This is a genomic window from Sphingomonas kyeonggiensis (genome assembly GCF_030812785.1).
Classification (GTDB): domain Bacteria; phylum Pseudomonadota; class Alphaproteobacteria; order Sphingomonadales; family Sphingomonadaceae; genus Sphingomonas; species Sphingomonas kyeonggiensis_B.
In genome coordinates, this window is sequence record NZ_JAUSTJ010000002.1 from 786,379 (window position 1) to 800,620 (window position 14,242).

General features: G+C 66.6%; 17 protein-coding genes. 11 read left to right on the forward strand and 6 right to left on the reverse strand.

Annotation, left to right across the window (positions count from 1 at the left end):
* Positions 1-19 precede the first annotated feature (19 nt).
* Positions 20-598 (forward strand): glycine-rich domain-containing protein, encoded by a 579-nt coding sequence (locus J2W22_RS13210; RefSeq protein WP_307118704.1) that lies wholly within the window; start codon positions 20-22, stop codon positions 596-598.
* 6 nt (positions 599-604) lie between these two features.
* A complete protein-coding gene (locus J2W22_RS13215) occupies positions 605-1,429 on the forward strand; it encodes a TIGR04222 domain-containing membrane protein (protein ID WP_307118705.1) in 825 nt (274 codons plus the stop codon).
* On the opposite strand, the gene J2W22_RS13220 is transcribed toward J2W22_RS13215, so the two are convergent.
* Complete coding sequence (locus J2W22_RS13220; protein ID WP_307118706.1) at positions 1,426-2,328, reverse strand: NAD(P)/FAD-dependent oxidoreductase; 903 nt, start codon at positions 2,326-2,328, stop codon at positions 1,426-1,428. The two genes, J2W22_RS13215 and J2W22_RS13220, sit on opposite strands and share 4 nt — an antisense overlap.
* Positions 2,329-2,412: 84 nt before the next feature.
* Here J2W22_RS13220 and J2W22_RS13225 point away from each other — a divergent pair, with 84 nt between their 5' ends.
* The 4 genes from J2W22_RS13225 to rplS are packed head-to-tail and all read left to right on the forward strand — an operon-like array spanning position 2,413 to position 4,200.
* Positions 2,413-2,706 carry an AbrB/MazE/SpoVT family DNA-binding domain-containing protein gene (locus J2W22_RS13225; protein ID WP_307118707.1) on the forward strand — a complete coding sequence of 98 codons (294 nt, stop codon included), beginning with the start codon at positions 2,413-2,415 and terminating at the stop codon, positions 2,704-2,706.
* Positions 2,703-3,080: a type II toxin-antitoxin system VapC family toxin gene (locus J2W22_RS13230; RefSeq protein WP_307118708.1), complete on the forward strand. Its 378-nt coding sequence runs from the start codon at positions 2,703-2,705 to the stop codon at positions 3,078-3,080. The genes J2W22_RS13225 and J2W22_RS13230 overlap by 4 nt, the downstream gene beginning before the upstream one ends.
* The gene (trmD, locus tag J2W22_RS13235; protein ID WP_307118709.1) at positions 3,077-3,814 is read left to right on the forward strand and encodes a tRNA (guanosine(37)-N1)-methyltransferase TrmD; all 738 of its coding nucleotides are present in this window, start codon (positions 3,077-3,079) and stop codon (positions 3,812-3,814) included. Before J2W22_RS13230 ends, trmD begins: the two co-directional genes overlap by 4 nt.
* Entirely contained in the window at positions 3,811-4,200 is a 390-nt protein-coding gene (gene rplS / locus J2W22_RS13240) for a 50S ribosomal protein L19 (RefSeq protein WP_307118710.1), read from the forward strand. The genes trmD and rplS overlap by 4 nt, the downstream gene beginning before the upstream one ends.
* A gap of 294 nt (positions 4,201-4,494) precedes the next feature.
* Here rplS and J2W22_RS13245 read toward each other — a convergent pair whose 3' ends face one another.
* Positions 4,495-5,013 (reverse strand): lipocalin-like domain-containing protein, encoded by a 519-nt coding sequence (locus J2W22_RS13245; protein ID WP_307118711.1) that lies wholly within the window; start codon positions 5,011-5,013, stop codon positions 4,495-4,497.
* Positions 5,014-5,093: 80 nt separating this feature from the next.
* On the opposite strand from J2W22_RS13245, the gene J2W22_RS13250 reads away from it, so the two are divergent.
* On the forward strand, positions 5,094-5,675 hold the full coding sequence (locus J2W22_RS13250) for a CGNR zinc finger domain-containing protein (protein WP_307118712.1): 582 nt from the start codon (positions 5,094-5,096) through the stop codon (positions 5,673-5,675).
* Here J2W22_RS13250 and J2W22_RS13255 read toward each other — a convergent pair.
* Together J2W22_RS13255 and J2W22_RS13260 are read right to left on the reverse strand one after the other, a co-directional pair.
* Entirely contained in the window at positions 5,672-6,124 is a 453-nt protein-coding gene (locus J2W22_RS13255; protein WP_307118713.1) for a ferritin-like domain-containing protein, read from the reverse strand. The two genes, J2W22_RS13250 and J2W22_RS13255, sit on opposite strands and share 4 nt — an antisense overlap.
* Before the next feature lie 82 nt (positions 6,125-6,206).
* A complete protein-coding gene (locus J2W22_RS13260) occupies positions 6,207-6,584 on the reverse strand; it encodes a VOC family protein (RefSeq protein ID WP_307118714.1) in 378 nt (125 codons plus the stop codon).
* Positions 6,585-6,662: 78 nt separating this feature from the next.
* Between J2W22_RS13260 and soxR the strand changes: the two genes are divergently transcribed.
* The 4 genes from soxR (at position 6,663) to J2W22_RS13280 (ending at position 11,461) form a co-directional block, all read left to right on the forward strand.
* Entirely contained in the window at positions 6,663-7,130 is a 468-nt protein-coding gene (gene soxR / locus J2W22_RS13265; RefSeq protein WP_307118715.1) for a redox-sensitive transcriptional activator SoxR, read from the forward strand.
* Between the two features lie 268 nt (positions 7,131-7,398).
* Positions 7,399-9,618, forward strand: coding sequence for a S9 family peptidase (locus J2W22_RS13270; RefSeq protein ID WP_373422975.1), 2,220 nt, complete (start codon positions 7,399-7,401; stop codon positions 9,616-9,618).
* A 363-nt stretch (positions 9,619-9,981) separates the two neighbouring features.
* Positions 9,982-11,007 (forward strand): aspartate-semialdehyde dehydrogenase, encoded by a 1,026-nt coding sequence (locus J2W22_RS13275; protein ID WP_307118717.1) that lies wholly within the window; start codon positions 9,982-9,984, stop codon positions 11,005-11,007.
* Positions 11,008-11,011: 4 nt separating this feature from the next.
* Positions 11,012-11,461 carry a GFA family protein gene (locus J2W22_RS13280; RefSeq protein WP_307118718.1) on the forward strand — a complete coding sequence of 150 codons (450 nt, stop codon included), beginning with the start codon at positions 11,012-11,014 and terminating at the stop codon, positions 11,459-11,461.
* A gap of 128 nt (positions 11,462-11,589) precedes the next feature.
* Here J2W22_RS13280 and J2W22_RS13285 read toward each other — a convergent pair whose 3' ends face one another.
* Both J2W22_RS13285 and J2W22_RS13290 read right to left on the reverse strand, forming a co-directional pair.
* Positions 11,590-13,419, reverse strand: coding sequence for a methyl-accepting chemotaxis protein (locus tag J2W22_RS13285; RefSeq protein ID WP_307118719.1), 1,830 nt, complete (start codon positions 13,417-13,419; stop codon positions 11,590-11,592).
* Positions 13,420-13,559: 140 nt separating this feature from the next.
* A complete protein-coding gene (locus J2W22_RS13290) occupies positions 13,560-14,210 on the reverse strand; it encodes a hypothetical protein (RefSeq protein ID WP_307118720.1) in 651 nt (216 codons plus the stop codon).
* Positions 14,211-14,242: the final 32 nt, after the last annotated feature.

Genomic DNA, 14,242 nt, shown 5'->3' on the forward strand with positions numbered 1-14,242 from the left:
ATGTTAGTGGGAATTATAGATGAGCAAGGCCCCTGGTCTCTCTCGAACCCCCACCGACCACCCGGTCTGGACGGCGCTTTCCCATTACACCATCGGCCCCGAGGACGCGGAACTGAGCTTCGCGCAGCGGCTCGCGCGCGAGAATGGCTGGACTTCTGCCGAGGCCGATCGGGTGATCGAGGAATATAAACGCTTCTGCTTCCTCGCGGCGACCGCGGACCATCCGGTCACCCCTTCCGACCAGGTCGATCAGGCCTGGCATCTGCACTTGACCTATACCCGCGATTACTGGGAGCGCTTCTGCCCCCAGGTTCTGGGTCGCCCCTTCCACCACGGCCCGACGGCCGGCGGGCGCGAGGAGGGGCATCGCTACTTCACCCAATATGCCGAGACGCTGCGCAGTTACGAGCGCGTCTTCGGCACGCCGCCCGCGGACCTGTGGCCCGACGCGGGGCGGCGACTGCTCGAGGACCACAAGGCGCGCCGCGTGCATCCGCGCGACGCATTCATCGTGCCCCGGAGGCCATTCCGGATCGCGCTGCCCGTAGCGTTCGCAGCGCTCTTCGTCCTGGTCCTGGGGCTCTTGTTGAGGAGCTAGGACTTTATGTCGCCCTTCGATCTCACCGGCGGGCCGTTTCTCCAACTCTATGGCGGGCTGCTGATCGTCACGATCCTCGCCGGTTTCCTCATTCCGCGCTGGATCCGGCCAGAAGGCCGCACCCCGCGCCGCATCGATACCGATGACCTTGCCTATCTCGCCGGCGGCGGCACACGCTTCGCCGAGACCGTCGCCACGCGCCTGCTCTCGACCAACCAGCTGGCGATGGACGGCAAGAACAAGTTCACTCCCAGCCATCTCGGCAACGGCACGCCCGTGGAGCGCAGCGTGCTCGCGCTGCCCGACGGGGCGAGCTGGGGCAGGGTCGAGGGGGCGGTCGGCAAGCATGCCGGCAAGATCCGCGAGCGGCTGATCGCCGGCGACCTGCTGATGGGCACCGGCGAGGCGCTGCAGATGCGTTTCTTCCAGACCTTGCCCTATCTCCTGCTGATCGGCTTCGGATACACCAAGCTGCTGATCGGCGAGGCGCGGGGCAAGCCGGTCGGGTTCCTGACCATGTTCCTGATCGTCACGGCGATCTTCGCCTTCATCCGCTTCGCCGCGCTCGACCGACGGACCCGCGCCGGGCAAGAGGTGCTGGCCGAGGCACGCGAGCATAGCGAAAGGCTCCGGCGCGCGCCGGCGGGCGGCGAGACTGACCTTGCGGTGGCACTGTTCGGCACCGCGGTACTGGTCGGTTCGGACTGGGGCGGTTTCCACCAGATGCGCGCCGCCAGCTCGGGCAGCGACGGCGGCAGCAGCGGTGGTGGAGATGGCGGCGGTGGCGGGAGCGGTTGCGGGGGAGGCGGCTGCGGCGGGTGCGGCGGCTAGCGCCGGATCGGGTGTCGCTCGGCCAGCAGGTTGCGGATGGTGGTGGCGGCGACGCCGGCTTCGCCCATCGCATGGCTGATCTGGTCGAGCCCGCGTGCCACGTCCCCGGCGGCGAACAGGCCGGGGACGCTGGTGCGTTGATGGTCGTCCACCTCGAGACACCCATTCTCGTCCGCCCGCGCGCCGACCTGGATCGCGAGGCCGGAGCGGATCTTCGAACCCAGCGCCGGATAGACGCTGTCGAAGGCGAGGCGGCCTCCGGCGGTATCGAAGGCGAACCGCTCGCCCTCGATCGCATAGCCGCCGCACGGGCCATCGATCCGCGCGATTCCGGCCGCGTCAAGCTTCGCTGTCTCCTCCTCCGACAGATCGTGCGCCTCGGGGGCGACCAGCGTCACGTTTGCGCTGTAGCCGCGCAGGAACAGCGCCTCGGCCACCCCGTGGCTGGCGGTGCCGATCACCCCGATCCGCTTGTCGGTCACTTCATAGCCGTCGCAGATCGGGCAATAGCGCAGCAGCCCGCGCGCCAGGGCCGCGTCGTGCAGGTCGCGGGGCATGTCCGGCCGGTTGTTCACCACGCCGGTGGCCAGCAGCACCGTCCGCGCCGCATGCTCGCGCGCGCCGACGCGCACGCCGAAGCCGTCATCGAGCAGTCTCAGGCTCTCGACCTCGGCCAGTTCGCGGACGGCGCCGTATTTCTCGGCCTGGGCCAGCATCCGCGCGAGCAGTTCCTTGCCCGAGATGCCTTCGGGGAAGCCGGCATGATTGCGCGTGCAGGGAATCTGCGCCGCCCGGCTCGATCCGCAATCGAACAGCCGGATGCCGAGATGGAACCGCGCCAGATAGATCGCGGCGGTGAGGCCGGCGGGGCCTCCGCCGATGATGATGCAATCGTCCATGCCGCGGCGAAGCGCTTGGCGGGCAGGGTGGTTCCTTGACTGTTACTGTGAATGTATATACATATTGTATATACGGAGGCGGTCATGGGCGAAGAATATACCGCGAAGACATTCAAGTCGGGCAATTCGGTGGCTTTGCGGTTGCCGAAGGCGCTAGGCGTGAAAGAGGGTATGGAAATGAAGGTGCGCGAGGATCGTGGCACCTTCATCGTCGAGCCTCTCGGGAAGCCCAAGCGCAAGTTCAACATCGACAAGGTGTGGGGCTGCGCGGCAGGTTCCGGCTTGAAGCTCATCAAGGCCGAGGACCGAATCTTCGAGCATCGCCCGCTCTTGTGGGAAGACCCGGATTGGCTGTCGAAGGCTGAGCGCGGCGAGTGAAATTCCTCCTCGATTCAAACATCGTGATCGCTGCGTCGCTTGGGGTGAGTCAGGCCTTGCGCGCGCGCATGGCAGCCTGTGACGAAGGCGATCTCGTCACATCGGCGATAGCGTATGCCGAAATCCTGTTCGGATCGGAGCGCGGCAAACCACCGCCAGTCGACAAGCTGCGATTGTTCATTGAGGAAGTGCCGGTTCTGGATTTCGACATCCTCGCAGCGAGCGTCTATGCGTCGCTTCCTTTCAAGCGCGGCAGTTTCGATAACCTGATCGCCGCGCACGCCCTGTCCCGCGATCTTACCATCGTGACGGACAATATCGCACACTTTGTGGATCTGCCGGGTCTCAAGGTCGAAAACTGGATGCAGAAGTGACCTTCATTGCCACCGTCCTCACCCTCTATCCCGAGATGTTTCCCGGGCCGCTCGGCATATCGCTCGCGGGCAGGGGCCTGCGCGAGGGGTTGTGGAGCATGGAAGCCGTGCAGATCCGCGACTTCGCGACCGACAAGCATCGCTCGGTCGACGATACGCCGGCCGGCGGCGGGGCGGGGATGGTGATGCGTGCGGACGTGATCGCCTCGGCGCTCGACAGTGTCACGCCTGGCCGTCCGATCCTGGCGATGACCCCGCGCGGCAAGCCGCTGACCCAGGACCGCGTCCGCGCGCTGGCAAAGGGGCCCGGCGCGGTCATCCTCTGCGGCCGGTTCGAGGGGATCGACGAGCGGCTGTTCGAGGCGCGTGATATCGAGCAGGTCTCGATCGGCGACTATATCCTGTCCGGCGGCGAGATGGCGGCGCTCACCATGCTTGACGCTTGCATTCGCCTCATTCCCGGAGTAATGGGCGCGCCTTCCAGCGGCATGGACGAGAGCTTCGAAACGGGGCTGCTCGAATATCCGCAATATACCCGACCTGTCGAATGGGAAGGGCGCACGATCCCCGAAGTGCTGCGATCGGGGGATCATGCGAAGATCGAGGCCTGGCGACGCCAGCGTGCCGAGATCGATACACGGTCACGGAGACCGGATCTTTGGGAGCGCCATGAGGGCGCTCGGATCCAGTCTCCCTCTGGCGCGCGGCGACGTAAACAGGACGACAAGAAATGAACCTGATCCAGACGCTCGAAGCCGAGCAGATCGCCAAGTTCAACGAGGCGAAGAAGATTCCGGAGTTCCGCCCGGGCGACACCCTCAAGGTCGGCGTGAAGGTCGTCGAAGGCGAGCGCACCCGCGTGCAGAACTATGAGGGCGTGTGCATCGCCCGTGCCAACAAGGGCATGGGTTCGAGCTTCACTGTCCGCAAGATTTCGTTCGGTGAGGGCGTCGAGCGCGTCTTCCCGCTCTACTCGCCGAACATCGACAGCATCGAGGTGGTTCGCCGCGGTGTCGTGCGTCGCGCGAAGCTCTATTATCTGCGTGGCCGCACCGGCAAGTCGGCGCGTATCGCCGAGCGCCGCGACGTGCGCCCGACGGAAGTCGCCGCAGCCGAGTAAGCTCAAGGCTTCACGGTATCGAAAAGGGCGCGGTGGCGATGGTCACCGCGCCCTTTTTCTATGCCTATTTCCCTCTCCCGCTTTTGCGGGAGAGGGAGGGAGCCGCGTAGCGGCGGAAGGGTGAGGGCATGTTCGGCGCAGGAAATGCTCGCGTCTCGTCCAGTCCCTCACCCGCCTCGACTTCGCCTCGTCACCCTCTCCCGCAAAAGCGGGAGAGGGTTGAGTATGCGCAGCACCACCCTGATCCCGTCGAACAGCTTGTGGCGATGCTCCGCCCAGTCGCGCCCGTAGAAATCATCCATCGCCGTCCCCTTGCTCGACGCGCCGCCAGATCGAATAGGCGGTCGTCCCGTTGCCCGAGGCGCTAGCCGGCACGGCGTAGCGCAGCAGCCCGTCCTGCAGGACATAGTCGCGCACCTGCCGCCGGCCTTCCCAGTTGGGGAAGGAAGCGCCCTCAATGTCGAAGATGAGCTGCTTGGCGGCCGCATCGATACGGAGCCGGCCGAAATGTGTGCTGGAGCCGAGTGCGGCGGCGCGGAGTTCCTCGGGCGTGCCGCGCACCTTGTCGCCGGCGGCGAAGGCGGGGCGATCGCGGCGGAAGATCTGCAGGCTGTAGCGTCCGGCCCGGTCGACGATCAGCAGCCCGAGCGGATGCTCGCCATAATTGGTCACCCGCCGCCCATCGGCCAGGATCTCATAGGCCGAATCCATCACCCAGGTGCCGGCCAGGCTCGGCTCGCCGTCCTTCGCACGTGCGTCTCCACTGCCCGCCGCGGCCAGCATGCCGGCGGCGAGGATGAGCTGTTTCACCATCTCTCGTTCCTCCATGTAACCTGTCGATTCGGTTACATCGATGTGTTGTGCTGAAGGATGTAACCTGTCAATGGAGTTTCATGGGAAACGACGAACCTTCCGCCGAACTGCGCGACGGCTTCCATTTTCGGGGCGGGCATCCGGCGCTCGACCTGGTGGCGACGCGCACCGGCCGGCTGAAACCCGTGCAGCGCGAGCTGCTGGCCGAGCCGGGCGATCTCGCCCGCTGGCTGGTCGCGGCGGGCTTCACGGGCTCGCCGCTGGCTGCGACTTCCGAGGATCTGGAGCGCGCGCGCGCACTGCGCGAGGCGATCCACGCGATCGTCGATGCCCGGCTTGCCGGCGGAGCGGATGCGCCGGCCGACATCGCCCAGGTCAATGCAACTGCGGCAGGCGCGCCGGCAGTGCCCCAGATCGGCGCGGACGGCCGTGCACGGCTGCAGGGCGGGGTATCCGCGCTGCTCGCGACGCTGGCGGGGGAGGCGGCCCTGCTGCTCGGCGGCGATCAGGCCATGCGCATCCGCCGCTGCGAGGCGGACGGATGCGCGATGCTGTTCCTCGATACCTCGCGGAGCGGCGAGCGCCGCTGGTGCTCGATGAAGCGCTGCGGCAACAAGGCCAAGGTCGCCGAGTTCCGCAAACGGAAGCAGGGAAGCGCCTAGTCCGCTGCCTGCAGCAGATCGCGCAGCTTCTTGGTCGTGTCGTGCCCCCTGAGCACCGAGGTATAGCATTCGCGTACCACGCCCTGCGCGCCGGGCGACATGCGTTCGTCGGCAAGCACCCGGTCGAACTCCTCCTTCAGATAATCCTCGCCGCGTTCGATCTCGCTGAGGATCGCGTTGTCGCCGCCGCCAAGGGCCAGGCGGAAATCCTCCACCCGGCGGTGGATCGTCGCGGCGGTCGAGCCATATTCGGCCGGCGTGCCGCCCAGCTCGCGACTCTTTGCCGAGAGTGCCTCGATCACGCGGCGGCGTTCGTCGGCCATGTCCTCGAAGAACTGGACGAAGCGGCCGGCATCGGCATGCTTCGCCGAATGCTCGTAACCGCGCACGCTGTCGATGGTGGTGACGATCAGGTCGTCGAGCTTGGACACGTCATGGTTGGTGGTCACGCGGGCTCTCCTCGCAAGTCATTGCAGGGAGAACCCCGCGCACCATCCGCGGGTTGCCGAAAATTGATGGTTAGCCAAGTATTTAGGCGTAGCTGACGATCTCGAACTCGGTGCCGTCATGGTCGAGGAAATAGAAGCGCCGGCCGGGATCGTAGTCGGCATGGGCGAAGGGGATCAGCCCCGCCTTCACCACCCGCCGCTCGATGGCGTCGAGATCGTCGACCAGGATGCCGACATGGTTGAGCGGCCGGCCCTTCTCGAACGTCGCCTGGTCGGGCGTCTCGGGCGGGGTGTAGACCGCCAGATAGGTGCGCTCGTCGCCGACATGGATGGTCCGGCCGCCGTCGCGTGCCGGGCCTTCCCAGCGGACATGCCAGTCGAACAGGTCGCCGAGCAGTTTCGCCGCGCGCTCGGGGCTGCGGACGGTGATGTTCACATGCTCGATATAGGGCTGGGACATGGATTTCCTTTCCGGTTGGATGCCATGCCGCGAGCAGCTACAACCTCAACCTAGGTTGAGGTCAAGCGGGAAAATGCGGTGCGCGGGAACGAGCTTCTGACGATCGGCGAGCTGGCGGCGCGCACGGGCATCGCCGTGTCGGCGGTGCGCTTCTACGAGGGGAAGGGGATCGTCCATCCGATCCGTACCAGCGGCAACCAGCGGCGCTTCCTCCGCTCGGACATCCGCCGCATCTCCTTCGCGCTGATCGCGCAGCAGCTCGGCCTCACCCTGCCGCAGATCGCCGAGGAACTGGGCAAGCTGCCCGAGGGGCGCACGCCTACCAGCGAGGATTGGGAACGGATCAGCCGCGGCATCCGCAAGCGGATCGAGGTGCAGATCGCCCGGCTCCAGCGCACCCTCGACGATCTCGACGGCTGTATCGGCTGCGGATGCCTGAGCCTGAAGAAATGCGCGCTCTACAATCCCGAGGACCGCGCGGCGGCGAACGGGGCGGGGCCGCGCTTCATCCTGGTCTCGCGCAAGGTGGCGCTGGGGCTGGATTAGCCAAGCCGCCAGCTCTAGTTTGTCACCCCGGCCTTGTGCCGGGGTCCACTATGCCTTCCGGACTGACATTGGAGCCTCTTGCTCATGACTCGCCTCCCGGTGGACCCCGGCACAAGGCCGGGGTGACGAGAAGAAGGAGGCCGAGGCGCCAGCAGGGGAGGGTTGGCGCACGTGGTTTTATTGCGGCCCTGCGCAAGATTCCTCCGGCCTGCCGCTTTACCCCGCGCCCGGACCCCGCAATAACGCGGCCCCAAGGAGATCGGGGTTTATGCGGAAATACTTGGTTGGGCTTGCAATGATGGGAGCGCCGCTGATGGCGAATGAAGCGCTGGCGCAGAACAAGGACCTCACGCTCGAGCGCGTGTTCGCCAGCCCCGATCTGAACGGCCCGCAGCCGCGCGCCGCCAAGCTCTCGCCCGACGGCAAGTTCCTCACCCTGCTGCGCAACCGCGCCGACGAGAAGGAGCGGTTCGACCTGTGGGCGATGGACACGCGCACCGGCGAATGGCGGATGCTGGTGGACTCCAAGAAGTTCGGCACCGGCGCCGAGATGTCGGAGGCCGAGAAGATGCAGCGCGAACGCGCCCGCATCGCCGGCACCAAGGGCATCGTCGCCTATGACTGGGCGCCGGACAGCAAGTCGGTGCTCGTGCCGCTCGACGGCGAGCTCTACCGCGCCGGGCTCGACGGCAATGTCGCCAGGCTGCCCGCCAATGCGGGCCCCAAGCTCAACGCTGAGATCAGCCCGGCGGGGGGCTATGTCTCGTACGTGCAGGACCAGAACCTGGTGGTGATGGGCCTGGCCGGCGCTGCGCCGAAGCCGATCACCGATGACGGCCAGGGCACCGTTCATTGGGGCGAGGCGGAGTTCGTCGCGCAGGAGGAAATGGCGCGATTCAAGGGCTATTGGTGGTCGCCGGACGACAAGCATGTCGCGGTCGAGCGCTTCGACGAGGCGCCGGTCGGCATCGTCGCCCGCGCCGCGATCGGCGCCGAGGGCACCCAGCTGTTCCAGCAGCGCTACCCCAAGGCCGGCACGCCCAACGCGCTGATCGATCTCTACGTCATGGACCCCTCGGGCGCCGGCAAGGTCAAGGTCGACCTGGGCGCCGACAAGGACATCTACCTCGCCCGGGTCGACTGGTCGAAGGACGGCAGGACGCTCTACGTCCAGCGCGAGAACCGCGAGCAGACCGTGCTCGACTTGCTCCAGGTCGATCCGGCCACCGGCAAGTCGGTCGTGCTGTTCAGCGAGAAGGCGCGTGCGAAGAGCTGGGTGAACCTGTCGAGCGCGTTGACGCCGCTCGATGACGGCAGCCTGCTCTGGTGGTCCGAGCGCGACGGCCACGGCCATCTCTATCGCTTCGCCAAGGGCAAGTTTGCCCAGATCACCAAGGGCGACTGGGAAGTCACCCCCGATGTGGTCGGCGTGGACGAGGCCAAGGGCCGCGTCTTCTTCCTCGGCAACAAGGACGGCGTGCTCGAGCGGCACCTCTATTCGGTCGACTATCGGAAGGGCGGGGCGATCACCCGGCTGACCGAGGCCGGCTGGTGGAACGAGGCGACGATGGATCCCTCGGGCACCCGCGCGATCGTCAAGCGCTCCAACCCAAACCAGCCGCCGCAGACCTATCTCGCTGACGCCAGCGGCAAGCGCATCGCCTGGGTGAACGAGAATGCGGTCACTGCTGCCGATCATCCCTACAGCGTCTATCTCGCCGGGCACCGCGAGCGGACCTTCGGCACGATCAAGGCGGCCGACGGCTCGACGCTCAATTGGGAGATGATCACGCCGAAGATGGAGCCGGGCAAGAAATACCCCGTGTTCTTCCAGCATTATGGCGGCCCGCATTCGCAGACGGTGAGCAAGGCCTGGGGCGGCGCGCTCCAGCAGTACCTCGTCTCGCGCGGCTATATCTGGTTCCAGCTCGACAATCGCGGCTCGGCCAATCGCGGCGTCGATTTCGAGAGCCAGATCTGGCACGCGATGGGCAGCGTCGAGGTCGAGGACCAGGTCGCGGGTGCGAACTATCTGAAGACGCTTCCCTATGTGGATGCGAACAAGGTCGTCACCTATGGCTGGTCGTACGGCGGCTACATGACGCTGAAGATGCTGGAAAAGGCGCCGGGCGTGTTCGCCGCGGGCGTGGCCGGCGCGCCGGTGACCAAGTGGGAGCTTTACGACACCCATTATACCGAGCGCTACATGGGCGACCCGACCAAGGTGCCCGAGGCGTACAAGGCTTCGGACAATATCGGCGAGGCGGCGAAGATCGCCGATCCGATGCTGCTGATCCATGGCATGGCAGACGACAATGTCGTGTTCGAGAACAGTACCGCGATGGCGGCGACGCTGCAAAAGGCCGAAGTGCCGTTCGAGATGATGTTCTACCCCGGCCACACCCACCGCGTCGGCGGTCCGGGTATCAGCGTGCACCTGTGGAACACGATCCTCGACTTCCTGGAGCGGAAGACGAACGCGAAGTAGCTCCATTACCCGATCCGTCATCCCCGCGCAGGCGGGGATCCAGGGTAACAAAGGGCATCGCTCTGCGACTCTGAATCCCCGTATTCGCGGGAGATGACGAAGGGGAGGGGATGGCGAGAAGTCGGGCTTGGGAGGTTTGAGACAAAAAGTTTCACGCAGCGTCTCGCCACCGCAATTTTCTTCTGCTAGGGGCACGGCCATGCTTCGCACGCTGAAACGAACTAGCAAACGAATTACCGCGCGCCTGTAATGGGCGCCGATGCGGTATTCTTGCCGCGAAGCACAGGAATGCGCTGGCATTCCGACACTCTCTGACAGATAGGCGTCCTCGCGGAGTATCTGCGAGGTTCGGAAAGGAACGAAATGGGCTACCGTGTCGTCGTCGCAGGCGCCACCGGCAATGTCGGGCGCGAAATGTTGAACATCCTGGCCGAGCGGGAATTCCCGATCGACGACCTGGCCGTGCTGGCCTCGTCGCGCTCGACCGGCGACATGGTCGACTTCGGCGAGACCGGGAAACAGTACAAGATCCAGAACATCGAGCATTTCGACCCGACCGGCTGGGACATCGCCTTGTTCGCGATCGGCTCGGACGGCTCGAAGCTCCATGCGCCCAGGTTCGCCGCCGCCGGCTGCACGGTGATCGACAATGCGTCGCTCTACCGCATGGATCCGGACGTGCCGCTGATCGTGCCGGAAGTGAATCCGGAGGCGATCGATGGCTACAAGGCGCGGAACATCATCGCCAACCCGAACTGCTCGACCGCGCAGATGGTTGTCGCGCTCAAGCCGCTCCACGATGCCGCGAAGATCAAGCGCGTCGTCGTCGCGACCTACCAGTCGGTCTCCGGCGCGGGCAAGGCGGGCATGGACGAGCTGTTCGAGCAGAGCCGCAACATCTTCGTCGGCGACCAGGCCGAGCCGAGGAAGTTCACCAAGCAGATCGCCTTCAACGTGATCCCGCACATCGACAGCTTCCTGGACGACGGCTCGACCAAGGAAGAGTGGAAGATGGTCGTGGAGACCAAGAAGATCCTCGATCCGAAGATCAAGGTCACCGCCACTTGCGTGCGCGTGCCGGTGTTCGTCGGCCACTCGGAAGCGATCAACATTGAGTTCGAGGACGAGATCTCGGCCGCGCAGGCCAAGAACATCCTGCGCGAGGCGCCGGGCATCATGCTCGTCGACAAGCATGAGGATGGCGGATACGTCACCCCGATCGAGTGCGTCGGCGAATACGCCACCTTCGTCAGCCGCGTCCGCGAGGATTCGACGGTGGAGAACGGCCTGTCGCTCTGGTGCGTCTCGGACAATCTCCGCAAGGGCGCCGCCCTCAACGCCGTGCAGATCGCCGAGCTGCTCGGCCGCCGGCATCTGAAGAAGGCGTAAGCACATGATAGCGGGCGGCTGCCGCTGCGGCGCCGTCCGCTACACCCTGGCGATGGACGCGCTTCCGGCCGTCTATTGCTGCCATTGCCGCGATTGCCAGACGGGCTCCGGCAGCGCCTTTGCCGAGCAGGCGCCGGTGCGCGAGGCGGTGCTGGCGGTCGTGGAAGGCGAGGTGGTGGACTTCATCTTGCCCACCTCCAATGGCGCGATCTCGCGCCATTTCGCCTGCGGCATCTGCCACACGCGGCTCTACAATGTGAACAGCGGCCGGCCGGGCCTGGCGATCGTGCGTGCGGGCACGCTCGACCGCAGCGACGAACCCAGCCCGCGGCTGCATATCTGGACCAGCCGCAAGCAGCCCTGGATCGTCATAGCCGACGACGTGCCGCAATGGCCGGAAAGCGCGCCGCTGGAGGCGTTCGCGGCGTTGATGCTTCCAAGGGTCGCCGAATAATCCGCGTCACCCCGGCCTTGTGCCGGGGTCCACTAAGCCGCGAGGGCTGTGCTAAAGCCTCATGTCCCGCGCCTGCCTCCCGGTGGACCCCGGCACAAGGCCGGGGTGACGGGAAAAGTGCTTACATCTCAGAAACTCGCCCAGGCGTCGGCATTGCCTACCGGCTTGGCCGGCGCCGGCCGGGTGCTCGCCAGCGGCTTGAAGCTGCGCGGGGCGGAAGCGCCGCGGCCGTCGCCGATCCGGAAGGTGCTGGCCTGGGCATCGAGCCGGCCGACCTGGTCGGTCAGCGCCCGCGCCGCCGCCGAGGTTTCCTCGACCATCGCCGCATTCTGCTGGGTCGCCTGGTCCATCGTGCCGATCGCGACGCTGACCTCGCTGATCGCCATCGACTGGGCCTGATTGTCCGCCGCGATCGTGCCGAGCAGCTGGTGCACCTCGTCGACCGTGTCGACGATGTCGGACAGGGCGCTGTCGACCCGCTCGACCGCGCCCTTGGCGGTCTCGACCTCGGCCTGGGTGACGGTGAGCTGGTCGCGGGCGCGCTTCGCCTCCTCCTCGGCGCGCATGGCGAGCGCGGAAACCAGGTCGGCGACGACCGCGAAGCCGCGGCCCGCCTCACCGGCGCGGCCGGCCTCGACCGCCGCGTTCATCGCGAGGACGCGCGTCTGGAAGGCGATCTTGTCGAGGCCCTCGATCACGCTGTCGATGCCCTTGGCGCTGTCACTCACCCGGTTCATCGCCTGCACCGCTTCGTCGGCGGTGGCGCGGCCCGATCCGACCACCGCGATCGCCGCATCGGCGCGGGTGACGGTCTGGCCGGCCGCCTCGGCGGTGGCGCGCAGCCGCTGGTTCATCTGGGTCACCGCGGCTGAAGTCTCCTCCAGGCTGGCGGCATTGCCCTCGGTGCGGCGGGCAAGGTCCTCGGACGCGGCGGCGATCTCGGTCGAGCCGGTCTGGATCGCGCCGGTGCTCTCCAGCACGGTGCCGATCAGTTCGCGCAGGCTCGCCAGCGCCGCATTGTAGTTTCCGCCGAGCAGGGCGAAGTCGGCGGGGAAGTCACTGCCGACATCGGCGGTCAGGTCGCCGCCCGCGACACGCTCCAGCGCACCGCCGAGCATCGCCATCGCGCGCTCGCGCTCGACTTCGCCGAGCCGGTGCTTCGCCTCGGCCGCAGCCTTGTCGTTGGCGGCGACGCGGAAGCGCTCGAGCGCGCGGGCCATCTGGCCGATCTCGTCGGCGCTGCGATGCTCGGGCACGGTGATCGCGGCATCGCCGGCGGCGAGGTGCTGCATGGCTTCGGTCATCTGGGCGAGGGGGCGGAACATCGCGCGGCAGATCAGGAAGCCGATCACCGTGACGAGCAGGGTGATCAGCGTCGCGGCGATCGCCATCGAGCTGCGAACCGATTGAATTCCGGCCAGAACATCCGAGCGCGGGATGCCGACATAGAGCACGCCGACCACCTTGCCGCTGGCATCCTTGATCGGATCATAGGCGGTGAAGAAGGGCTTGCCGAGAATGTCGGCGGACCCCCGATACGGTTTCCCTTCGCCGAGCACCGCATCCTTGGCCGGACCGGCCGCCAAGGGCGTGCCTACCGCGCGGCTGCCGTCGGGCTTGAGCACGTTGGTGGTGATCCGCGTATCGCCCGCGAAGATCGTCGCGGTGCCGCCGACCAGGCTCTTGATCTCGTCGACCGGCTGGGTCCAGCCATTGAGCTTGTGGCTGCCGACATAGAGGTCGCCGCCCTCGGCACGGAAGCCGTCGCCCTGGTCGCGCAGCACCTTCCAGGCGACGCGCATGTTGGTCTCCTGGCGCTCGGCCGCCATGCGCTCGGCATCGGCGGTCAGCACCCGGTCGCTCACGACATAGGTGGCCAGCGCCAGCAGCAACAGGCTGGCGATGGTGATGATCATGGTCTTGGTGGCAAGCTGCAGATTGGCAAGTCGTTGGCGCATGGGAAATCTCGTTGGTCGGCGCCGGAGCGACGCCGAAAAGTCGGAATTTCCATCATTATAGGGCGGTCGCAGGCAGCCGCGTGCCGCAGACGAAGTTACGCTGGCGCAACAACTTTGGCGGGCGCTATTCGTGCGCCGGTTCAGCTGTCGCAGCTATAGTCCGGCGGGTAGATCGAGCGGCCGAGATCCTTGCGGACGCGGCGGGCCAGGCTGGTCGCCGCGCGATTGCCGAGCTTCTCGGCATGGTCGAGCACATCGGCGAGCGGGCCCGAACAGCCGCCGACCTTGTTGAGCAGCGCGACCATGCGCGAGGCACGGACCGCGCCCTCCTCCGCGCTCTCCCGCGCCGGCAGGAACCAGCCGAGCTCCAGCGCGGGGCGGATGCGGTCGTCCTGGCCGGCATATTTCTTGTCGATCGGATCGATCACCTGGGTGCCGAGCAGGATCGCGCCCGCGGCGGCGGCCATGGTGCCCACGCGCGATGGACCCTTGGTCACCCGGTCGGGATCGGGCATCGCATAATAGCTGAGCAGCAGCGCGGCGAGCGCGCGGGCGCTCTGCCGATCCTCGACCAGCGCCAGCGCGTCGGGATCGACTTCGATCCGGTCGACCCGGGCGCGGGCAAAGGCGCCGCGCTCCTCCGCGGGGATGGTGGCGAGGGTGAACGGCGCCTCGCCCGGCACCAGCTCGTGCAGCGCGACGTCGAGCTGTTCGATGGGGGCAGGGCGCATCGGCGCGGCGGCGCCCAGCACGAGCGCGGCGGAAACCATGGCGAGCATCTTGATCCGCATCTGCATTCCCCTCTTTGCTGCCGATCATAGCC